This window comes from Hymenobacter cellulosilyticus (assembly GCF_022919215.1).
GTDB lineage: Bacteria > Bacteroidota > Bacteroidia > Cytophagales > Hymenobacteraceae > Hymenobacter > Hymenobacter cellulosilyticus.
Map to the genome: position 1 here is coordinate 3,451,737 of NZ_CP095046.1, position 22,553 is coordinate 3,474,289.

At 61.2% G+C, this 22,553-nt stretch carries 18 protein-coding genes and 1 pseudogene; 14 read left to right on the forward strand and 5 right to left on the reverse strand.

Going from position 1 to position 22,553, the window contains the following annotated elements:
* Positions 1 to 126: 126 nt before the first annotated feature.
* On the reverse strand, positions 127 to 915 hold the full coding sequence (locus tag MUN79_RS16930) for a rhamnogalacturonan acetylesterase (protein WP_244673840.1): 789 nt from the start codon (positions 913 to 915) through the stop codon (positions 127 to 129).
* Positions 916 to 1,343: 428 nt separating this feature from the next.
* On the opposite strand from MUN79_RS16930, the gene MUN79_RS16935 reads away from it, so the two are divergent.
* The 14 genes from MUN79_RS16935 (at position 1,344) to MUN79_RS17000 (ending at position 19,379) form a co-directional block, all read left to right on the forward strand.
* Positions 1,344 to 2,495 (forward strand): glycoside hydrolase family 88/105 protein, encoded by a 1,152-nt coding sequence (locus tag MUN79_RS16935; RefSeq protein ID WP_244673841.1) that lies wholly within the window; start codon positions 1,344 to 1,346, stop codon positions 2,493 to 2,495.
* Between the two features lie 65 nt (positions 2,496 to 2,560).
* Positions 2,561 to 5,410: a glycosyl hydrolase gene (locus MUN79_RS16940; RefSeq protein ID WP_244673842.1), complete on the forward strand. Its 2,850-nt coding sequence runs from the start codon at positions 2,561 to 2,563 to the stop codon at positions 5,408 to 5,410.
* A 230-nt stretch (positions 5,411 to 5,640) separates the two neighbouring features.
* A complete protein-coding gene (locus MUN79_RS16945; protein WP_244673843.1) occupies positions 5,641 to 6,885 on the forward strand; it encodes a sialate O-acetylesterase in 1,245 nt (414 codons plus the stop codon).
* Positions 6,882 to 7,181 (forward strand): hypothetical protein, encoded by a 300-nt coding sequence (locus MUN79_RS16950; RefSeq protein ID WP_244673844.1) that lies wholly within the window; start codon positions 6,882 to 6,884, stop codon positions 7,179 to 7,181. Before MUN79_RS16945 ends, MUN79_RS16950 begins: the two co-directional genes overlap by 4 nt.
* Positions 7,182 to 7,309: 128 nt before the next feature.
* Positions 7,310 to 7,624, forward strand: coding sequence for an L-rhamnose mutarotase (gene rhaM, locus MUN79_RS16955; RefSeq protein WP_244673845.1), 315 nt, complete (start codon positions 7,310 to 7,312; stop codon positions 7,622 to 7,624).
* 201 nt (positions 7,625 to 7,825) lie between these two features.
* Positions 7,826 to 8,080 carry a carboxypeptidase-like regulatory domain-containing protein gene (locus MUN79_RS16960; RefSeq protein WP_244673846.1) on the forward strand — a complete coding sequence of 85 codons (255 nt, stop codon included), beginning with the start codon at positions 7,826 to 7,828 and terminating at the stop codon, positions 8,078 to 8,080.
* Positions 8,077 to 11,004 (forward strand): SusC/RagA family TonB-linked outer membrane protein, encoded by a 2,928-nt coding sequence (locus MUN79_RS16965; RefSeq protein WP_244673847.1) that lies wholly within the window; start codon positions 8,077 to 8,079, stop codon positions 11,002 to 11,004. Before MUN79_RS16960 ends, MUN79_RS16965 begins: the two co-directional genes overlap by 4 nt.
* Positions 11,005 to 11,028: 24 nt before the next feature.
* Positions 11,029 to 12,969, forward strand: coding sequence for a RagB/SusD family nutrient uptake outer membrane protein (locus MUN79_RS16970; RefSeq protein WP_244673848.1), 1,941 nt, complete (start codon positions 11,029 to 11,031; stop codon positions 12,967 to 12,969).
* Positions 12,970 to 13,447: 478 nt separating this feature from the next.
* Entirely contained in the window at positions 13,448 to 13,849 is a 402-nt protein-coding gene (locus MUN79_RS16975) for a glycosyl hydrolase family 28-related protein (protein ID WP_244673849.1), read from the forward strand.
* The gene (locus MUN79_RS16980) at positions 13,831 to 14,886 is read left to right on the forward strand and encodes a glycoside hydrolase family 28 protein (RefSeq protein ID WP_244673850.1); all 1,056 of its coding nucleotides are present in this window, start codon (positions 13,831 to 13,833) and stop codon (positions 14,884 to 14,886) included. The genes MUN79_RS16975 and MUN79_RS16980 overlap by 19 nt, the downstream gene beginning before the upstream one ends.
* A gap of 99 nt (positions 14,887 to 14,985) precedes the next feature.
* Positions 14,986 to 15,558, forward strand: a complete 573-nt coding sequence (locus MUN79_RS16985) for a Crp/Fnr family transcriptional regulator (protein ID WP_244673851.1) — start codon at positions 14,986 to 14,988, stop codon at positions 15,556 to 15,558.
* Between the two features lie 81 nt (positions 15,559 to 15,639).
* Positions 15,640 to 16,380 (forward strand): SDR family oxidoreductase, encoded by a 741-nt coding sequence (locus MUN79_RS16990; protein WP_244673852.1) that lies wholly within the window; start codon positions 15,640 to 15,642, stop codon positions 16,378 to 16,380.
* 549 nt (positions 16,381 to 16,929) lie between these two features.
* Positions 16,930 to 17,313 (forward strand): hypothetical protein, encoded by a 384-nt coding sequence (locus tag MUN79_RS16995; RefSeq protein ID WP_244673853.1) that lies wholly within the window; start codon positions 16,930 to 16,932, stop codon positions 17,311 to 17,313.
* Positions 17,314 to 17,321: 8 nt separating this feature from the next.
* A complete protein-coding gene (locus MUN79_RS17000) occupies positions 17,322 to 19,379 on the forward strand; it encodes a glucuronyl esterase domain-containing protein (RefSeq protein WP_244673854.1) in 2,058 nt (685 codons plus the stop codon).
* Between the two features lie 134 nt (positions 19,380 to 19,513).
* Here the strand turns inward: MUN79_RS17000 and MUN79_RS17005 are convergent, their stop codons facing one another.
* The 4 genes and pseudogenes from MUN79_RS17005 to MUN79_RS31130 form a co-directional block, all read right to left on the reverse strand.
* Positions 19,514 to 20,080 (reverse strand): LutC/YkgG family protein, encoded by a 567-nt coding sequence (locus MUN79_RS17005; RefSeq protein WP_244673855.1) that lies wholly within the window; start codon positions 20,078 to 20,080, stop codon positions 19,514 to 19,516.
* 101 nt (positions 20,081 to 20,181) lie between these two features.
* Positions 20,182 to 21,546 carry a lactate utilization protein B gene (locus MUN79_RS17010; RefSeq protein ID WP_244673856.1) on the reverse strand — a complete coding sequence of 455 codons (1,365 nt, stop codon included), beginning with the start codon at positions 21,544 to 21,546 and terminating at the stop codon, positions 20,182 to 20,184.
* A 230-nt stretch (positions 21,547 to 21,776) separates the two neighbouring features.
* On the reverse strand, positions 21,777 to 22,307 hold the full coding sequence (locus tag MUN79_RS17015; protein WP_311136496.1) for a heterodisulfide reductase-related iron-sulfur binding cluster: 531 nt from the start codon (positions 22,305 to 22,307) through the stop codon (positions 21,777 to 21,779).
* A gap of 134 nt (positions 22,308 to 22,441) precedes the next feature.
* Positions 22,442 to 22,543, reverse strand: a pseudogene (locus MUN79_RS31130) (hypothetical protein); the annotation flags it as partial.
* Positions 22,544 to 22,553 lie beyond the last annotated feature (10 nt).

The following is a 22,553-nucleotide window of genomic DNA, read 5'->3' on the forward strand; positions in this document are numbered from 1 at the left end:
CTGGTAATGGGGTAGGAGAGGAAGGTCCTTGGCAGGCGTAGGCCAGATGGAGGATGACAGAATAAACACGTGGTTGCATGAACGTAGCTTCTGGCGCAGCAAGCCCGGAATGACGTGCAGGTGAGGCTACTTGCCTTTCGTCAGGTACTTGTTCAGCGCAATTTTCTTGTTCATTCGGATTCCTTCTACTACCGAAGTGGCATTAAGCAGGGCGCCGGCTTCGTTGGTGTGGGTATGGTCGCCGGCAAAGAGCTTGGCCACGGCCTCGGGGCCGAGTTGGTCGTATTTGGCGGCGGTCAGCTCGTTGAGGTCAATAAAGGCCACGTTCTCCTGCCGGGCCACCTCCCGGGCCCAGCCGCCAAAGTCGGAGCTGGCGCGCTTCACCCGGCCGTCCTGCCACTGGTTGCGCGGAATCATCGAAGCCACGATGGGCGTAGCGCCTTTGGCCTTGGCCTGGCGGATAAACTGGCGCAGGTACCAGCCGTAGGTGTGCACCGTTTCGCGGCGGCCGTCGGGCCAAGTCAGCTCCTTGGTTTCCTCGCCGGTGCCGCGCAACACCCCGCGGCGCCCAGCCTTGGTAGTATCGGGCGGGCTGCCTTCGTTGTGGCCAAACTGCAGGAGCAGAAAGTCGCCGGGCCGCAGCAGCGAGTCGACCACGCGCCAGCGCTTCTCCGCCACAAAGGTGCGGGTGCTGCGCCCGGCCATGGCCCGGTTGTCAATCCTGATTTTGGTGGAATCGAAAAAAGCCGGCAGCTGCGTGCCCCAGCCCATTTGCGGGGCATTGGCATTGCGCACCGTCGAGTCGCCGATAAGGAACAGGGTGGGCCGCCGGGGCGGGCCGGCAAAAGCCAGCAGCACGCTGGTCAGCGCCAGGGTTAGCCAGAAGCCAAGAGAAGAAAGGGGAGAAGTTTTCATGGGGGCTGCCGGAGGAGAGCCAAATTACTCTACGGCAAGGACGCACGGCGGCCGGCGCGGGCCATCCTGCACTCTCCTGTGACTTACAACCGGCGGAGGGAGGCGCCGGTAAGCCACAAAAAGCAGCGTACCGAAGAGTACAGGAGGGTTTGGGCGCGGCCACCGATTTTCTTGCCAAACATAAAGCCGCGGTTGCTGCCCGCGGCTTTGTGGTCCACTTGTTTAGCCGCGCCCATGCACCCCAGCCGTTGCCTGCTCTTCGTGTTTGCTAGCTGCCGGCCTGGATCCGGCTTAAACAAATGGGTTATTTTTCGGGACAACTGCAAAGACCGAACGCCGGTAGGGGCGCGGGAAGTGGCAAAAGCCGGTTCCTAGCCCTATCTTCCGGGTTCAGCCTTTCCTTACCCGATTTCCTTTTCCTGTCCTCCATGAAGCTTCCTTCCCTGCTCACCAATTCCCTTGCCGGCCTGAGTTTTCTGGGCCTGATGCTTACGGCTGCCCCGGCCGCGGCCCAAAAGCTGCCCAAGAAAGAAAAGGTGCTCAAAGCCATGACCCTGACCAACGACTACTTCATGCAGAAGTGGCCTGATCCGGGCAAGGATATTATGACCAACAAGCTGCGCCCCAGTCATATCTGGACCCGCAGCGTGTATTACGAAGGCTTGATGGCTTTGTACCAGCTCGACAAGCAAAAGCGCTACTACGACTATGCCGTGGATTGGGCCGAAAAGCACAAGTGGGGCATCCGCAACGGCATTACCGACCGCGACGCTGACAACCAGTGCGCCGGCCAGACTTACATCGACCTCTACCTGATTGACCGCAAGCCCGAGCGCATCCGCGACATCAAGGCCTGCATCGACAACATGGTGAGCAGCCCGAAAATCGACGACTGGAGCTGGATTGATGCCCTGCAGATGGCTATGCCGGTATTTGCCAAGCTGGGCTCGGAGTACAACGACAGCCGCTACTACGAGAAGATGTACCAGATCTACAACTACTCGAAAACCCAGCACGGCGGCAAAGGCCTGTTCAACGCCACCGACGGCCTGTGGTGGCGCGACAAGGACTTTGTGGCGCCCTACAAGGAGCCCAACGGCCAAGACTGCTACTGGAGCCGCGGCAACGGCTGGGTGGTAGCGGCCATGGTGCGCGTGCTCGACGTGATGCCCCGCAGCGCCCCGCACCGCGACGAATACCTGCAGATGTACCAGACCATGATGAAAGCCCTGCCGCCCTTGCAGCGCCAGGACGGCTTCTGGAACGTGAGCCTGCACGACGAGACGCACTTCGGGGGCAAGGAACTCTCGGGCACAGCCCTGTTCGTGTACGGCATGGCCTGGGGCGTCAACCGCGGCCTGCTGGACCGCAAAATCTACCAGCCCATTATTGCCAAAGCCTGGCAGGGTATGATTAAGGACTGCCTGCACCCCGATGGCTTTCTGGGCTACGTGCAGGGCACCGGCAAAGAGCCCAAGGACGGGCAGCCGGTAAGCTACACCAGCAAGCCCGATTTTGAAGACTACGGCCTGGGCTGCTTCCTGCTGGCCGGCAGTGAGGTCTATAAGCTGCAACCATAACCGCGCTGGGGCAGCGGCCGGCGCAACCCGGCACGTTCCGCTGCCTCACCACCTTTTCCTTTTCTATGAAAAAGCCCCTCGCCCTGTCCCTGTTGCTGGCCGCCGCGCTAACCCAACCGAGCCTTGCCCAGGCACCCAAATGGCCCGAAATAACCCAGCAGGCCAAGCCCTGGACGCGCTGGTGGTGGCAGGGCAGCGCCGTAAACGAGCAGGATTTGACCCGGCAGCTCACGCAGTACCAGCAGGCGGGTTTGGGCGGGGTGGAAATCACCACGATTTACGGGCAGAAAGGGGCCGAGCCGCAGTTTATCAACTTTCTCTCGCCCAAGTGGCTGGACATGCTGGAGCACACGCTCAAGGAGTCGAATAGGCTGGGGCTGGGCGTGGACATGGCCCAAGCCTCGGGCTGGCCGTTTGGCGGGCCCTGGGTGTCGTCGGCCGATGCCTGCAAGTATGCCACCTACCAGACCTACTCCGTGCAAGGTGGGGAGCAGCTTAAGGAAGCCGTGACCTTTCTGCAAAAGCCGATTTTGCGCACCGTGGGTCAGCCCATTGACCTCAAGCAACTGAAGGAGCCCGTGGCCAGCAACCCCAATCTGCAGCTCCACGCTTTCGACCAGGTGCGCTTCGAAAAGCCCTTGCCCCTGCAAGCCCTGATGGCTTATTCCGACAAAGGCGAAACCCTGGACTTGACGAGCAAAGTGGACGCCACCGGCAAGCTCACCTGGACCGCGCCGGCCGGCAACTGGCAGCTCTACGCCCTGTTTCAGGGCTGGCACGGCAAGCAGGTAGAGCGGGCCGGCCCCGGCGGGGAAGGCGACGTGGTGGACCACTTTTCCAAAACTGCCACCCAGCACTACCTGGAGCACTTCGACCAGGCTTTTAAAGGTCGTAGCCTGAAGGGGCTGCGGGCCTTTTTCAACGACTCCTACGAAGTCGACGACGCCCAGGGGGAGGCCAACTGGACCCCGCAGATGTTCAGTGAGTTTCAAAAGCGCCGGGGCTACGATTTGCGCCAGCACCTGCCCGCTTTGTTTGGACAGGCCAAGCCCGACGAAAACCAGCGCGTGCTGACCGATTACCGGGAAACCGTATCGGAGCTACTGCTCGAAAACTACACCCAGACCTGGAGCACCTGGGCCAAAACCCACAACGCCCTGATTCGCAACCAGGCCCACGGCTCCCCGGCCAACATCCTGGATTTGTACGCCGTAACCGACATTCCCGAAACGGAAGGGGAGGACTTGCTGCGCATCAAGTTTGCTTCCTCGGCGGCCCACGTCACGGGCAAAAAGCTGGCCTCCTCGGAAACGGCAACCTGGGAAAACGACCATTTCCTGTCCTCCCTCGGCGACGTGAAAAAGGCCATGGACCGGATGCTGCTCGGCGGCATCAACCACACTTTTTACCACGGCACCAACTACTCGCCCCAAACGGCGGCCTGGCCCGGCTGGCTATTTTACGCCGCCGTGCACTTCAACCCGAACAACACCTTTTGGCAGGATTTCGGGCAGCTCAACCGCTACATGGCTCACTGCCAGTCGTTTTTGCAGGCCGGTAAGCCCGCTAACGACGTGCTGGTATATTTGCCCATCTACGACGCCTACGCCCGGCCCGGCAAGGTGCTACTCCAACACTTCGACGGCATCGAGCACGGCTTCAAGGGCATGACCGTAGGCACGACCGGCGAGGAGCTGCTCCGGCGCGGCTACGGCTTCGACTTCATTTCCGACAAGCAGCTGCTGCAGGTAACCACCGCCGGCCAGGCCCTGCAAACCGGCGGAGCCACCTACCAGACCATTCTGGTGCCCGATGCCCGCACCCTGCCGCTGCCCACGCTGGAGCAGTTGCTGAAGCTGGCCAGCAACGGCGCTACCATCGTGTTTCAGAACGGCCTGCCCGACGACGTGCCGGGAATGGGCAACCTGCCTGCCCGCCGCACCGCCTTCCAAAAGCAGCTGGCTCAGCTCAAGTTTGCGGCTGGTGCGGGCGGCAGCCAAAAAGCCACGCTGGGCAAGGGCGCAGTGCTAATAGGCAAGGATGTAGCCCAGCTGCTGACCCAGGCTGGAGTAAAGCGCGAAACTATGGTCGACACTGGCCTGCAGTTTGAGCGCCGCCGCACCGCGAAAGGCTACACCTACTTTATTGCCAACTGGAACGACAAGCCAGTAAACGCCTGGGTCTCGCTGCAAACGGCGGCCAAGTCGGTAGCCCTCTACAACCCCATGACTGAGCAGCTGGGCATGGCCGCGGTGCGCACTGCGGCCCAAGGCCAGCCTGAGGTGTACGTGCAGCTGGCTCCTGGCGAATCCTGCGTGCTGGAAACCTCTGTGGCAGCCATCAATGCGCCGGCTTATGCCTACCAGAAACCGGCCGGCGCCGCTCAGCCTCTCACCGGCACCTGGGACGTGAATTTCGTGGCGGGCGGGCCGGAGCTGCCCGCCCAAACTAAGGTGCAGAGCCTGACTTCCTGGACCACGTGGCCCGGCGAGGCCACAAAGAAATTTGCCGGTACGGCCACCTACACCCTGGCTTTCCCCATGCCGAAAGGGGCGGCCGACGGCTGGCTGCTGGATTTGGGCCGGGTAGCCGAAACGGCCCGGGTGCAGCTCAATGGCCAGCCCCTGGCCACGCTCATCGGGCCCAGCTACCAGGTGTTCATCCCCAAAAACCAGCTGAAAGCCACCAATACCCTGACCGTGGCCGTGAGCAACGGCATGGCCAACCGCATTTCGGATATGGACCGCAACCACGTATCCTACAAGAATGCCTACAACATCAATATGTCGAGCAAGCTCAAGGAAAACCGGGGTGCCGACGGCCTGTTTACGGCCGAGAAGTGGACCCCGCGCGAGTCTGGCCTGCTCGGCCCCGTGACCCTGACCCCGACTACCACCGGGCAGCAGGTGCAGTAAGGCTCGGTGAACCGCCGCCATTATTTATCCTGTCATCCTGAGCCTGCGAAGGACCTTCCTCGTCTTGGTGACAAGTTTTATTCAGCGTAACTAAACCTTTTGCGCTGGTGGTAAAGGGCTTGGGCGCATAAACAAAAACTGCGGCCGGGTAAGTGAGGCAGGTCCTTCGCAGGCTCAGGATGACAGTTGCCTTTTTCTGCTCATTTCCTTTTTCCTTATTTCCTGAATCTATGCGCCTTTCCTGCCTGCTCTCAGCCGCTTTCCTGCTGACCCTGAGCTACTCGGTCCAGGCCAACGTGACGCTGCCGGCCCTGATTGCCGACAACATGGTGCTGCAGCAGAAAAGCACGGTGGCGCTCTGGGGCTGGGCGGAAGCGGGGGAAACTGTGACGGTAACGGCGAGCTGGCAGAAGACCCCGGTCAAGGCCACGGCCGATGCCCAGGGCAACTGGCTGGTGCGCGTGCCCACGGGAAAGGCGGGCGGGCCGTATACCCTGCAGTTTCGGGGCAAAAACCAGCTGACCGTCAGCAATGTGTTGCTGGGCGAAGTCTGGCTGTGCTCGGGGCAGTCGAACATGGCGTTTTCCGTCAGCAAAAAGCCCAACAGCGGCTCGTATACGGGTGTAGTAAATGAGGCGGAGGTAGTACCCAAGGCCAATTACCCGGCCATCCGCATGTTCACGGTCAAGAATACGGTGGCCGATGTGCCCCAGCGCGACACCAAGGGGCAGTGGGCCGTGTGCAGCCCGCAGACGGTGGGCGAGTTTTCGGCCGTGGCGTACTTCTTCGCTCAGGAAATCCACGAAAAAACCAAGCTGCCTATCGGTCTGATCAACTCCACCTGGGGCGGCACCCCGGCCGAGTCGTGGATGCGCCAGGACGTGCTGGAGCAGGACCCGGAGTTCCGGCCCATTCTGCGGCGCTACGAGCGGGGCCTGACCACCTTCGCCCAGGACCAGGAAGCCTACAAGCTCCGGCAGGCCGAGTTTCAGCAGGAGCGGGCCGCCAACCCCCACACCACCCGCCTGGCGCCCGTGGCCCCGGTGGGCGCTACTTCCAATAAGTCGCCCTACAAGCTCTACAACGGCATGATTCGGCCCCTGATTCCCTACACGCTCAAGGGCGTGCTTTGGTACCAGGGCGAAAACAACGCCGACCGGGCCTACCAGTACCGCCGCCTGTTTCCGGCTTTGATAAAGAGCTGGCGGCAGGAGTGGCAGCAGCCCGACATGCCCTTTTACTTCGTGCAGATTGCCCCGCACCGCAGCCAGAACGCCGAAATCCGGGAAGCCCAGCTGCTGACGATGCAAACCGTGCCCCGCACCGGCATGGCCGTCATCACCGACTGGGGCGACTCGCTCGACATTCACCCGCGCAACAAACAGGTGGTGGGTCACCGCCTGGCCCAGTGGGCCCTGGCCAAAGACTACGGCCAGAAGCAAACCGTGTATTCGGGCCTATCTACCAGAGCATGAAGGTTGAAAACGGCCGGGTGCGCCTGCGCTTCGACTACGCCGAAACCGGCTTAATAGCCCAGAATGGCCCATTGCGCGAGTTCACCATTGCCGGCCCCGACAGCGTATTCCACCCCGCCCAGGCCCGCATCGAAGGCAACTCGGTACTTGTGTGGAACGAGCAGGTGACGCAGCCCGTGGCCGTGCGCTTTGCCTGGCGGGCCATTCCCAACCCTAACTTCTACAACGCCGCTGGCCTGCCCGCCTCGCCCTTCCGCACCGATAAATGGAAGCTTAAAACCCAGGGCCTGTTGTAAGGCTCTGACGTTATTTGATCTGTCCCCGGCCTACCTTTTCAACTTGCAGTAGCATTCAAAATCCTGCTGGCGCGGAATGCTACTGCTGGCTTCTACTTCATAACTAGCTTCTACATTCCTTTTCACACATGGAAGAAATAGCCTTTACCATGCAGCTCAAGCCCGGCGTGGCCGCCGAATACCAGCGCCGGCACGACGAAATCTGGCCCGAGCTAACGGCCCTGCTCACCCAGGCCGGTATCTATGACTATTCTATCTACCTGGACGAGGGCAGCGGGCGGCTGTTTGCCGTGCAGAAGCGCTGGCCCGGCCATCTGGCTGATACCTTGCCGGCCCAGGCCATTATGCAGCGGTGGTGGGCCTATATGGCTGATTTGATGGAAACCAACCCCGATAATTCCCCGGTCGTCAAGCCGCTGACCCGCGTGTTTCACCAGGACTAGAGCCGTTACCCTCCACTGCTGGCCCGGCCCGACTTGCTACTGGTCGGGCCGGGCTTTTTTTATTCGGCGTAAGACACTCACGCTGACGAAAATATTCGGCTGCTAGCAGGAGAGTGCGGTACGGCTGGGGCAGGAGCGCACGGTTACTTTGGGAGCAGTGATGAGTCACTCACCTGCTTTCCCACTCAACCGCACCTTCCCATGCTCAAACTCTACACTCCTGCCCGCTGGCTGCCGCTGACCGTTGTGGTCGGGCTGGCACCGGTCGGGGCTTTTGCTCAAACGGCCCAGACGGTAACGGGGCGCGTCATTACGGCCACCGACAAAGCCGGCCTGCCAGGCGTGACGGTGGTCGTGAAAGGAACTACCACAGGGACGAGCACCAGCCCCGACGGCACCTTTTCGCTACAAGCGCCCCCGGTTCCACGCTGGTGCTGTCATTTGTGGGCTATTTGACCCAGGAAGTTACAGTAGGAGCGGGGCCCGTCAACGTGACGCTGCAGGAAGACGTGAAGCAGTTGGCCGATGTGGTGGTGGTGGGCTACGGCACCCAGAAAAAGAGCGACGTAACCGGGGCCCTGTCGTCCGTGTCGGAAGAGAAAATCAAGCAGGTGCCGGTGCAGAACGTAACCCAGGCCCTGCAGGGTCGGGCGGCGGGCGTGGACGTGGCCGGCTCCAACTTCCGGCCCGGGGAAAGCCCTTCCATCCGCATCCGGGGCAACCGCTCGGTGCGGGCTTCCAACGAGCCGCTCTACGTGGTCGACGGCATTCCCCTGGCCCAGGGCACGGGCCTAAACGACTTCAACCCCGACGATATTGAGTCGGTGGAAGTTTTGAAAGACGCCTCGGCCACGGCCATTTACGGCTCCCGCGGGGCCAACGGCGTGGTCATCGTGACCACCAAGCGCGGCAAGGAAGGCAAGTTCAGCATCAGCTACAACTCCTACGCCAGCTTCGACAGGGCCCAGCGCACCCTCGACGTATTCGACGGGGCCGAGTTTGCCGAAGTGCGCCGCGAAGCCTACCGCACCTCGGGCTCCTATACTACGCCGTATCCTAATCCTGCCGGCGACTTCACCCTGTTTGGCACCGACCCGAACGTGTGGAACAACATTGCCAACGCCTACACCTGGAAGGACCGCACCGCCCGCGTGCCGGAAACCCGGGAAGCCACGGCCGAAGAAAAAGCCCGCTTTGCCCAGTACGGCTTCCCCAACGTAACCCAGATTCCGATTTACGACCCCAGCAAGATTCAAACTACCGACTGGCAGAAGGAAGCCCTGCGCACAGCCTTCACCCAGAACCACCAGCTCAGCGCCAGCGGGGGCTCCGAAAACCTGCGCACCTCGCTGTCGGTGGGCTACCTCAGCCAGGAGGGCATTCAGTACGGGCAGGACTTTACCCGCTACACCGCCCGGGCCACCTTCGACTTCAAGATCAACAAGATTATTTCGGTGGGCGGTTCTACCAACGCCAGCCTGGGCGTGCAGAACTACGGCCCCGACATCTACGGCAAGGCCGTGGGCCAGCTGCCCTATGCGGCACCCTACGACGCGGCGGGCGTGTTTCAGTTTAACCCCGGGGCCGACGCCAATATCCTGAACCCGCTGCGGGACCCGGAAAACACGTTTAACGAGCGGCGCGTAGCCCGCTTCTTTACCAGCCTCTACGCCGAAGCCCGCCTGCTCGAAGGCCTGCGCTACCGGCTCAACATCGGGCCCGACTTCCGCAACGCCCGCAACGGACAGTTCCGCGGGGCCCGCTCCACGGGCCAGGGTGGCGGCAGCAACGCCGTGTCGTTTGCCCAGTACGACCAAAGCCAGAACTTCACCTACGTCATCGAAAACCTGCTTTTCTACGACAAGCAGCTCAGTGAAAACCACAGTCTGGGCGTGACCCTGCTGCAAAGCGCCCAGCAGGACCGCAGTGAAGGCTCGTCGGTGAGTGCCACCAACCTGCCCTACGACAGCCAGAAGTGGTATAATATCGGCTCGACCTACAACGCCCAGGCCCAGAGCTTCGGCTCCGGCCCCTTCGTGCGCCGCCGCCTGATGTCGTACATGGGCCGGGTCAACTATAGCTTTAAGGACCGCTACGTGCTGACGGCCACCGGCCGCGCCGACGGGGCCTCGGTGCTGGCCCAGGGCCGTAAATGGGCCTTTTTTCCCTCGGTGGCCCTGGCCTGGAAGCTGCAGGAGGAAACGTTCTTCAAGGAGCTGACCTACCTCAGTGAGCTGAAGCTGCGCGGCGGCTACGGCTCCGTAGGCCAAGCCTCGGTGGACCCCTACACCACCGGCGGCACCCTGCAGCAGACGCCCTACGTGTGGGATGAAATAGCGGCCTACGGCTACACGCCCACGCCCGGCACCTTGCCCAACACCCTAGGCGGCCTGCCCAACCGGGACCTGGAGTGGGAGCGGACCGCCACCGTCAACGTGGGGCTGGACTTCGGCTTTCTGCGCAACCGCGTGACGGGCTCGGTGGAAGTGTACCGCGCCAACACCACCGGCCTGCTCTTGCCCCGGGCCCTGCCCACGGTGTCGGGCTTCAACAACGTGCTGCAGAACATCGGCGCCACCCGCAATACTGGTGTGGAAGTGTCCTTGTCGACGGTGAATATGGAGCGGGGCAAGTTCCGCTGGGGCACCGACTTTATCTTCACCAAAAACAAGGAGGAATTCGTGGAGCTGGCCTCGGGCAAGCAGGACGACATCGGCAACCGGTGGTTTATCGGCCAGCCCCTGGGCGTGTACTACGACTATCAATACGACGGAATCTGGCAAACGTGGGAAACCGAAGGGCTGGCCCGCTACCGCGCCACGCCGGGCACCATCAAGGTGGTCGACGTCAACAACGACGGCCTGATCAATACCGCCGACCAGGTGGTGCTGGGCTCGAACCGACCTAAGTGGACCGGCAGCGTGAACAACTCGTTTTCCTTCCGCGGCTTCGATTTGAGCTTTCTGGTGTATGCCCGGGTAGGCCAACTGCTGGGCACCGGCTACCGGCCCGGCCTCGGCGGCCGTTTTCCCGGCATGCAGGTGGATTACTGGACGCCGGCTAACCCCAGCAACAGCGCGCCCCGCCCCAATAGCCGCGAAGACCAGGCTACCTACAGCTCCTCGATGCTCTACCGCAGCGGCAGCTTTGCCAAGGTGCGCAGCATCTCGCTCAGCTACACCTTCCCCAAAGAGCTGGTTTCCAAGTTCTACAGTAGCAACCTGAGCGTGTACGTCAACGCGGTGAACCCCTTCCTGATTACCAAGTACGAGGGCCTCGACCCCGAAGCCACCGACGTTGGCTCCAACACCGCCGAGCTGGCCCAGGCCCGCAACCTGAGCACCAAAAGCCTGGTGTTTGGCCTGCGCATTGGTTTCTAACTTCCACGACGAACTCCCACCTGTATGTTTATCAAACGCCCCTCAACCTTGCTGCTCGCGGCCCTGGTGTCGTCGTTGGCTTTTACTACTTCCTGCAAAGACTTTCTGGAGGAAGAGCTGGTCTCGACCCTGACCAACGACTACTACGAAACCGAGCAGGGCCTGGAAGACTTGGTGAAGGCCGCCTACGAGCCTACCCGCTTCAAGTACGCCAACGAGCATAGCTACGCCATGTTCAACTTCGGCACCGACGAGTTTACCCACGCCGACCAGGTCAACTACATCTACTGGAACACCTACGATAGGAACCGCCTGAACACCGGCAACGGCATTGAGAGCTTCGTGCACGACGTGTGGACGGCCGACTATGACGGCATCAACCGCTGCAACATCGGCATCGAGAAGATTCCGCTCATCAACGGCACCGGCTCCCTGGCCACGCCCGCCCAGAAGACCCAGCGTGTGGCCGAGCTGCGGTTTCTGCGGGCCTACTACTACTTCCAGCTCGTGCAGCAGTACGGCGCCATTCCGGTGTCGACCAAAGCTACCGAGAGCGTGCAGCTCGAATACACCCGTACGCCCGTGCCCGAGGTGTACCGCTTAATCGTCAGTGACTTGCGCTTTGCCGCCGATAACCTCTCGGCTACTTCTTCGGAGTTTGGCCGGGCTACCAAAGGCGCGGCCCAGCACTACCTGGCCAAGGTCTACCTCACCCGGGGCAGCGCCGTAACGGACCAGCGCGGCCAGCAGCCCACCGACATGGACAGCGCCGCCTACTACGCCGACCAGGTAATAACGTCTCAGCGCTACGCCCTGGAGGCGGACTTTGGCAAGCTCTGGGATATTTCCAGCTACGCCAACAGCCGCACCGCCCAGACCAGCCGGGAAATCATTTTCTCGACGCAGTTCAACAACGTGACGGCCCTGGCCGGACGCTTCGGCAACCGGGTGCACTCGTACTTCACCATGTTCTACGAGGACCAGCCCGGCATGGCCCGCGACCTGCTCAACGATCGGCCCTTCCGCCGCCTGATGGCCACCAACTATACCATGGACATCTACGACCGGAAAAACGACTCCCGCTTCTACAAAAGCTTTAAAACGGCCTGGCTGGCCAATAACTCGGCCACCATTCCAAAATGGACCGCCGCCGACGCGCCCACCCCGGCACTGGTGGGCCAGAACAAGTTTGCCCTCGGCGACACGGCCATTTTCATTGTGGTCAATAATCCTCAGCAAACGGCCTGGACCGAGCAGCGCATTGCCCGCAGCCGCTACCGCACCTTTGCCCGCTACTACCGCACCAATAGCGGCGGCACGGCCTCGGCCTACGACCCGACCGGCCCGGTGGGCGTGCGCAACAAGTATCCGCAGCTGGTAAAGTACATTGACCCCTTCCGGCAGGGCGCGGGCGTGAATGAGGAAGCCGGCACCCGGGATGGCATCCTGGCCCGCCTGGCCGAAACCTACCTGATTGCGGCCGAAGCCTACGGCCGCAAAAACGACTACACCAAGGCCCTGACCTACATCAATACCCTGCGCAACCGGGCCGCCTACAAAGCCGGAGAAGCCAAGCCCACGGCGTTTTCGCTGGTAGAAGGCGGCACCCGCGGCGACGTGAGCAGCACGGCCGCCGCCCTGCAGGTGACTATGAACAAGTTCACCACCAACGACCCGGCCGAGCTCTATCCGGCCACGGTGTCGTCGCCGCGGGACCGGTTTATTCACTTCATCTTGAATGAGCGCACCCGGGAGCTGGCCGGTGAGCTGCACCGCTGGGAAGACCTGGTGCGCACCGAAACCCTGCTGGACCGCGCCAAGGCCTTCAACCCCGACACCCGGGAAAATATTCAGGCCTACCACAAGCTGCGCCCGATTCCGCGGGAGCACCTGGAGCGAATTTCCCGCAACGGCCAGCCCCTGAACGCTGACCAGCGCCGCGAGGAGCAAAACCCCGGGTACTAGGTCTGCAGTAACCGTGGCGAAGCCTCTTGTCTGCCGTCCGGAATGAGGAAAAGCAATTCGCCCTATCCTCCTGTCATTGCGAGGAAGAATGACGAAGCAATCCGTTCTCTACTAGTGACAAACACCCTTTACTCAGAAAGCCCTTTACTACCGCAATAGTAAAGGGCTTTTCACTTCAGGCAACTCCGCACATTTAAGAGGACGGATTGCTTCGTTCCTCGCAATGACCGGGAAGACTAAGGAGAAAGACTAAACTCCATACCCAAAAGAAACTGCGTTAGCAGGAGGGTGCGGGAGAGTTTTGCTTCAGGGTAACCGCACATTTGAGTTAATGGAGAGCCTTGTTGAATGACGCGTGGCCATTAGGGCTGCGGAAAGCTTATGTGGGAATTTGTCTTTCTGCTGTCGGCCACGCGTCACTTCGGCTTTCCTTTGATTTTGCCTTTCCGGTCCCGCTCCCGCTCCTCACTCCATCCGTATGTTCCTGAACCTGAGTTTTCTGCTGCCGCTGCTCACCTGGCTAGGCAGCTTCATGGAGCCCGTGCCGGCTACTACCGTTTCTGCCGCTCCCGCCGACCCGGCCTGGGTGAAAGAAACCGGCGCCAAAACCCTGCCCGCCACCAAGAACACGTTTACCGTAGCCAAGTACGGGGCCGTGGCCGATGGCAAAACGCTCAACACCCAGGCCATTCAGAAAGCCATTGACGCGGCGGCCAAAAAAGGGGGCGTGGTGACCTTCGCGCCGGGCCAGTACCTGACGGGCTCCATCTTCCTCAAGAAAGGTGTGACCCTGCGCCTCGACAAAGGCGTGACCCTGCTCGGCAGCCAGGATCTGAAAGACTACCCGAGCTACCCACCCGCGTGGCCGGTATCGAAATGAAGTGGCCCGCCGCCCTGATCAACGTGCTGGACCAGGACAACGTGGCCATCCTCGGTGAAGGCGCCGTGGACGGGCAGGGCAAGCCGTTTTGGGACAACTACTGGGCTATGCGCAAAGACTACGACCCCAAGGGCCTGCGCTGGATTGTGGATTACGACGCCAAACGCCCCCGCACCTTGCTGGTGGCCAATTCCTCCAACGTCACGCTCAAGGGCATCACGCTGCAGCGGGCCGGCTTCTGGACGGTCCACATTCTCTACTCCAAAAACGTGACGGCCGACGGACTGACGATTCGCAACAACATCGGCGGGCACGGCCCCAGCACCGACGGCATCGACATTGACTCGAGCTCATACGTGCTGGTGCAGAACTGCGACATCGACTGCAACGACGACAACTTCTGCCTCAAGGCCGGCCGCGACGCCGACGGCCTGCGCGTGAACCGTCCCGCCGAGTACATTCTGATTCAGAACTGCGTGGCCGGGGCCGGCGACGGGCTTTTCACCTGCGGCTCGGAAACCTCCGGCGGCATCCGCCACGTCATTGCCCGCAACCTCAAGGCCAAGGGCACCAAGGTCGGCATCCGCATCAAGTCGGCCCTGACCCGGGGCGGCACGGTGGAAGACATTACCGTCGACAACATCGAAATGGACGGCGTGGGCACGGCCATCCTGATGACCATGAACTGGAACCCGGCCTACAGCTACTCGTCCTTGCCCGAGGGCTACACCCAGGAAACCTTGCCCGCCCACTGGAAAGCCATGCTCACCAAGGTGGAGCCCGCCGAGAAGGGCATTCCCCACTTCAAGGATGTGACCATCACCAACGTGCGGGTGCGCAACGCCAAAACGGCTATTTCAGCCGAAGGCCAGGCCAATTCCCTGCTGGAAAACATGACCCTGGAAAATATTACCATGACGGCCGAAACGGCCGGCGGCATCAACTACGGAACGGGCTGGCACGTGAAAAACATCAACATCACGGCCCAAGACCAGGAGCCGGTGGCCGTCATCAACAGCACGGGCATGAAGTTTTAGAACCTTTTTATTGGATTGGGAGAGAAAAGCGGCCTCTGGTAGGGGCCGCTTTTTTGTTTTTAGGATATTGCCGCAGTTTCTGCTCTTCACTCTGTTTCCATGGTTGCTGCTCTACTGGCGTATTTACACCTGTTTGGACCACTGCCGCCGCCCGATCAGGCGCTGATTGCCGATGCCTGGACGCCCCGGAGCGTGGCCGAAGGCGAAACGCTGTTTGCGGCGGGGTCGGTGTGTCAGGAGCTGTTTTTTATTGAAGAGGGCGTGTTGCGCATTATGGTAGCCCAAGAAACGGGCAAGGAGGTGACTCACTTTTTTCTGGCTGAAAATCGGTTCTGCACGATTCTGCACAGCTTTACCCACGAAGTGCCCGCCGCCGAATCCATCCAGGCGGCTTGCCCGGCCCGGGTTCTGGCCATCGGCAAGCCCCGGCTGGAGGCGCTTTACCAGCGGCTGCCCTACCTGCGCCCCCGCATCGACCAGATCATTCAGCAGGGCCTGCTCGACAAGATTCAGACCCGTAACGCGTATCTGGGCCAGGACTCGGCCACGCGCTACCAACGGTTTCTACAGGGCCAGCCCGATATTGCCCGACGCGTGTCGCTCACCGATGCAGCCTCCTACCTGGGCATCACGCCCCAGTCGCTCAGCCGAATTCGCCGTGGCCGCCGCTAGGGCCGTTTTTACCATTTGGTAAGTGACTACGGCGGGGGTGCCGAGGACCTTTGTGGTGTTCAACCAACGTCCTCCAACCCCATGCACAAGCAAATCACCTCAGGATTATTAACCAGCCAGCGCGTTGTGGTGCTCGGCGGCAGCGCCGGTATCGGCCTGGCTACGGCCCAGGCGGCTGCCGCGGCTAGCGCCCAGGTTGTCATCGTCTCCAGCAACGAGCAGCGGGTGCAGGCGGCCCTGCGCAGCCTGCCTGAGGCCAGTACCGGCCACGCCGCCGACCTAACCCAGGAAAACCAGCTGCAGGCGCTGTTCGAGCGTATCGGCGCTTTCGACCACCTCGTCTTTACTGCCGGCGAGTCGCTGCTGCTGGGCGAGCTGGCTTTTACTGACTTATCAGCCATCCGGCGGGCTTTTGAGCTGCGCTACTACGGTGCCTTGGCGGCGGTGAAGTATGCCCAGCCCCATTTGCGGCCCGGCGGCTCCATCACGCTCACATCGGGCATTGCCAGTCGGCGGCCCGGCAAAGGCTGGAGCGTGGGAGCCAGTATCTGCGGGGCTATGGATGCCCTGACCCGGGCCCTAGCCGTGGAGTTGGCCCCGATTCGGGTGAATAACGTGGCCCCCGGCGTGGTAAAAACCGACCTGTGGGCCGATATGTCCGACTCCGACCGGGCCGCTATGTACACCAGTATTGGCCGCAACCTGCCCGTCGGCCGCGTGGGCGAGGCCTCCGACATTGCCCAGACCTACCTCTACCTGATGCAGCAGCGCTATGGTACTGGTCAGAGCATTATCGTAGATGGCGGCAACGTGCTGGTTTAGCCGCCAGACGCGCTGGGACCAAGAGACACCGGGTTGGCAGTTTGCCGGCCCGGTGTTTTGTTATCCACCCAATGGGAAAGTGCCCGTAGGCGCTGCCGCGCTGGTCCAGTAACCTGCCACGGGTGGAGGGCAAGGCCTCTGTTACCGGGATTAAGCACTTGCACTATTCTTTGCCGGGCGGTAATCAAGCGGAGAAATCGGCCTAAGGCTTTAATAGCAGGAAAGGGGCAGGGACTAAGCAAAATAGTTTGCGACCTGGTAGATATCCAAACGTTCCCGCAAACGGTTGCGGTACTTTCATTTTCCTCGGTTTAGGTCCCGGGGTAGCGTGGCTAGGGCAGGACAGTATCTTCCAGAAGAATCGAGTTTTAGTGGCTCCTAGCGGCATAATAAGCCACAGGCGCCACGCTAGGCTAATGAGGTGCGGCAGTTGGATTTATTCCCGGAAACGTTTGCGGAACAATCCTCGTGCTGCTCTGCCCACTAGATCCGGCTACCGATTCTGTAACCCGATTACTGTATCATTCTTACCCACCAAACCCTTTCTCTATGAAAATCAATCTTTCCGCACTGCTCCTTCCCAAGGCGTTAGCCGGGTGCCCCTGGCGCCAAGCCAAAGCCGGGCTTCTGGTGCTGGCCTTTACATTGTTGCACCCGAGCCTGCAAGCCCAGATTCCGCTGGTGTACTCAGCCGAAAACACGGGCGCTACCTGTACGGCCCCGCCGTTACCCACCTTTAGCCAGCTGCCCATCGTGCAGCCCCTGACCGACCCATTTATGTGGTCCGACGGACGCGGGCGGTCCACTAGCTTTAGCGACTGGGAGTGCCGGCGCAACGAAATCAAGGCCGAGGTTGAGCGCTATGAAATTGGTACCAAGCCCACGCGCCCCAGAACATTACCGCCAGCTACGCCGCGGGTGTACTCACGGTAAACGTAACAGTGAACGGGCAAACTCTGACGCTGACTTCGGAAGTAGTGCTGCCCACCGGGAATGGCCCATTTCCGGCTATTATCGGCATGAACAGTCCGGCTGGGAGTGTGCCGGCAGACATTTTTACCAGCCGCAACATTGCCACTGTCCGCTACAACCACAACCAGGTAACAACCTACGGCAATCCACAGCTGACGGACCCTTACTACCGCCTGTATCCTGACCAGAACCTGGACAATGCGGGCCAGTACAGTGCCTGGGCCTGGGGCGTGAGCCGGCTTATCGACGGCCTGGAGCTGGTGCAGTCGAATCTGCCGGTTAATTTATCCCGCCTGGGCGTAACGGGCTGCTCCTACGCCGGTAAGATGGCCCTCTTCTCCGGCGCTTTTGACGAGCGAATTGCGCTGACCATTGCCCAGGAGTCGGGTGGGGGTGGGGCGCCGGCCTGGCGGGTTTCCGAAACCCTGGGTGCCGTGGAGAAATTGGGTGCCACCGACTACAAGTGGTTCCGGGAAGACATGCGGCAGTTTGCCGAAGCCAACGTGGCCAAATTGCCCCACGACCACCACGAGTTGATGGCTATGATTGCGCCCCGGGCCTTGCTGGTAACGGGCAACACCGACTTCGAGTGGCTGGCCAACCCCTCGGCTTACGTGTCGGCCCGGGCCGCGCACGAGGTGTGGAAGAGCTTTGGCATCGGGGACCGGTTTGGCTTTTACATCGACGGCGGACACGGGCACTGCGCCATTCCGGCCACCCAACGGCCCGCCGTGGAGGCCTTCGTAGACAAGTTCCTAGTCGGCAACACCAGCGTCAATACGAACATCATGGTGCACCCGTATCCGCAGCTGAACTACCAGCGCTGGTACCAGTGGTGGGGCACGGCCAACCCCGTGTTGCCCGCCGAGCCGCTGGGAAAAAGATTGTGGCTGGAAGCCGAGTGCACCACGGTGGGTTCAAACTGGGATGTCGTAAATGACACGGACGCTTCAAACGGGAAATCGGTGCGGGTAAAATCCGGCCTGAGCAGTCCCAGCACGGCGCCCACCAGCACCATTTCCCACCTGATTATACCCTTCACCATTGATAGTGCGGCCACCTACAACCTGGTAGCCCGGCAAAGCGTCCCGGCCGGGGAGGAGTACGGCTACTGGCTAAAGCTGGATAATGAGCCGTTTCAATCCATTGGCAGCCAACTGGTAGGCAACGCGGGCTTCGAAAACGGCCTGACGGGCTGGACCACGCTGAATACGACCGGGGCTACCATTACCGCCAATACGGTGGCCGCTGAGGCCCGTACCGGTACCGGCTCGATGAAGGTGGTAAACCCGACGGCCCAGCCCGGCAACCAGTGGCGGGTGCAGGTAAGCAGCGCGGCCTTCCCCACCACCATTGGCAAGCAGTATACCATTTCGTACTGGGTACGAGCGGCGGCAGCCGGCGGCTCCATCCGCCTGTCCACCGGGCCCAGCAGCGCCCAATACCAGGCCGACCAAACAATCGGCACGGCCTGGCAGCAGGTCACCTGGACCATCACGGCTGGATTGGCTTCCACTACCTTTCTGTTTGATATGGGGCAGGTGGCCAACACCTACTACATCGACGACGTGAGCGTGAAAGAAGTGAATGCCGGCAGCGGCTGGGGCTGGACCAAGCTCAAGGACATGGTGTTGCCCGTCGGTACCCACACCCTGACCATTGCCTACAACACCGGCGGCGGGGCCAAGCTGGATAAGCTTGTGCTGGCTACCTCTATGGCGTCCATCAGCGGCCTGGGCGCGGCGGCCACCAACTGCACAGTTACGGCCAACATTCCTGAGGCAGCAACCAGCGGCATCGAGGTATACCCCAACCCGGCCCACGACAAACTCACCGTGATACTGGGCGCCAACCCGCTGAAGGTGCGCAGCATCGACGTGGTCGACGTAACCGGCCGCATTATCAAGAAGGTCAGTGTCGAACAGCAAACCCGGGTGAATATTGCCAGCGGCACGCTCCGTCCTGGCATCTACCTGCTGCGCTTCCACGGCAACCAGACCCGTACCCAGCGCATCATTATTCAGTAAGGGTTTATTAGCAAGTAGTTACAAAGCCCCTGGTCAACCGGCCGGGGGTTTTTCTTGTTTCTATCCTCGCGACTCGTCGCTACTTCGTCCTTGCCTATATCAATTCTGCGGGCGGATGTAATATGACTGCCGGCTTAATACAGCAACACCAGCAGGCTGCGGGCCCCGTGGGCCCCAATGACCAACGACTGCTCGATATCCGCCGTTTTGGAAGGGCCCGCCACAAAAGCGCCGTAGCCGCCCGTGCCCGGCAGTTGCGCGTAAGCCTGGTGCATGGTGGCCACAATACGGCGGTGGTCGAGGACCAGCACCAGATGCTGGGTAACCGTAGGCAAGGCCCGGTGCAGCATGTTGGCCTCGGGCAGCCAGATAGCGCCGTTTTCAGCTACCCCAATCTCGCCCGCTAACACGGCTAGGTCAACATCGGCCAGCATCTCGGTCGGGGTTTGAGCACTCACTGCTACCGTAGCAGGAAACAGGGGCGAGGCCGTGCGCCGGGCATCCGGAAACAGCTGCCGCAGCACGGGCTCCAGTTGTTGCGGACCCGTTACCCACACTACCCGGCCGCCAATACTGCCCAGCATTTCGGTAAAGCGCTCCACGGAGGCATCACCGCCGAAATCCGGGACGTTCGGCAAGGGCGTTTCAGCGGGCTTGTTGGCCTGGGCGGCGGCTAAGATTCTTTCGCGCGAGGAACTCAAAGTGGTTAGATGGTAAGCTGGTCAAATAAAAAGCTGGTGCAGTGGTGAGCAACTGTTTAAACCGAGCCGACAGAAAGGAGCCTCACCACCTCCCTATCTGCCTATTTCACCGTTGCCTGATACCATTCGCGGAAGCTTTGCTGGGGCGGCTCGGGCAGTTCCCGGGCCACGGCCCAGGCATTGAAGGCCTTGGCGTGGGTGAGCTGATAAGGTAAGAGCCGCAGGCCGGTACGGGCCAGTTTGCCACCCATGCCAAACATCTTGGGGCTGGCCAGAAAGCGGCCCATAAACTTCATACTCCACTTCTTGCTGGCCGGAATTTCGCCGGCTTCGGCCAGGACCTGCCGCCACTTGTAGAGCTGCACGTGAATGTCAATCTTGACCGGGCACACGTCGGTGCAAGAGCCGCAGAGCGTGCTGGCAAACGGCAGGGAGCTGTGCTTTTTCAGGTCGATGTTAGGCGACAGAATAGCGCCGATGGGGCCGGGCACGGTGAAGTCGTAGCTATGGCCGCCGCTGCGCCGGTACACCGGGCAGGTGTTCATGCAGGCCCCGCACCGGATGCACTTGAGCGAGGCCCGGAAGTCGGGGCGGCCCAGCTGCTGGGTGCGGCCGTTGTCGACGATGACGATGTGCATTTCCCGGCCCGCGGCGGGCTTGGTGTAATGCGAAGTATAGGTCGTCACGGGCTGACCGGTGGCGCTGCGGGCCAGCAGGCGGGTGAATACGCCCAGATCCGTGAGGCGGGGAATCAGCTTCTCAATGCCCATGCTGGCAATGTGCACCTTGGCCAAGTTCACGCCCAAATCCGCGTTGCCTTCGTTGGTGCAGATAACCACGCCCCCGGTTTCGGCCACGGCGAAGTTGACGCCCGAAATAGCCACTTCCGCAGCCAGAAACTTGGCCCTGAGGTGCTGGCGGGCCGCTTCGGTGAGCTGCTGCGGGTCGTGGTTGCCCTTTTCGGTGCCCAGGTGCAGGTGAAACGTGTGGCCCACGTCTTCCTTCTTCAGGTGAATAGCGGGCAATACCAAGTGGCTGGGTGCTTCCTCTCGCAGCTGAATAATTCGCTCTCCCAAATCGGTGTCAATGACCTCGATACCGTGCCCAATCAAGTGCGGATTCAGGTGGCACTCTTCCGTGAGCATCGACTTGCTCTTAACCACGCGTGTAGCCTTGTGTCGGCGAATGATGTCGAGCACAAGGGCGTTGTGTTCCTCAGCGTCGGCGGCCCAGTGAACATGCACGCCATTGAGTTGGGCTTCGGCCTCAAACTGCTTCAGATACTCATCCAGCCGGCTCAGGGTGTGCTCCTTAATCTGGGAAGCCAATTCGCGCAGCTGTTGAAACTCGGGCACGGCATACACGGCCTTGTCGCGCTTCTGGCGCACAAACCACAGGGTTTCGTCGTGCCAGGTAGTACGGTCGGCATCGGCCACAAACGTAGAGGCGCGGGCAGCGTGGGACATGCGGTGAGATGGTGAGGTGGTGAAATGGTGAGTGGCGGTTCGGCTAGCGCTAGCGGATTGTGTCATTGCGAGGCCGAAGGCCGTGGCAATCCGTCCTCTGAAATGTGCTAAGTGCCAGATGTGATAAGCCCTTCTGTTTCTTTGCGACGAGGGCTTTGTGGGTAAAGAATGTGTCGAACTTCGCAGAGGACGGATTGCTTCGCGCTGCTCGCAATGACACGAAGGGAGTTTTACCACCTGACCGTCTCACTATTGAGGATTTCCACGGCGTGCAGGACCTGCATCGGGAGCTGGCGGCGGCGCACGATGCCTTGCAAGTGCATCAGGCAGGACATGTCGCCGCCGGTGAGAATGGTGGTACCGTTGCGCAAGTGGTCCTGCACGCGGTCCTGGCCCATGCGGGCGGAAATGGCTTCCTCCGAGACGCAGAAGGTGCCCCCGAAGCCGCAGCATTCGTCGTTGCGGTCCAGCTCGGTGAGCTCAATCCCGTCCAAGGAGCCGAGCAGGCGGCGTAGCTGCCCGTCGCGCACCGGCGTCATCTCCGACTCGTTGGCCTGGTGCAGACCGCGCTGCCCGTGGCAGCTCAGGTGCAGGCCGACTTTGTGCGGAAACTGGCCGGGCAGCTCGGTGACGCCCAGGATTTGGGTGATGAAGTCGATGAGGTCGTAGGTGGCGGTGCGGACTTGCTGCACTTCAGCCGTTTGCTCCAGCTTGTCGAAGTGCTTGCGCACATGGTAGACGCAGCTGCCGGAGGGGGCCACGATGTAGTCGTAGCTGTGAAAGGTGTCGACGAAGTGGCGGTAGATGGGCAGGGCGTCCCGCTCGCAGCCGCTATTAGCCAGGGCTGCCCGCAGCAGGTTTGCTGGGCCGGAAAGTGGGCCGTAACGCCCAGCTTTTGCAGGAGCTGCAGTGACGAAATGCCCACCTGCGGGTAAAACTGGTCGACGTAGCAGGGAACGAAAAGGGCGACTTTCATGCGCGTTATTTTTCCTGTCATCCTGAGCTTG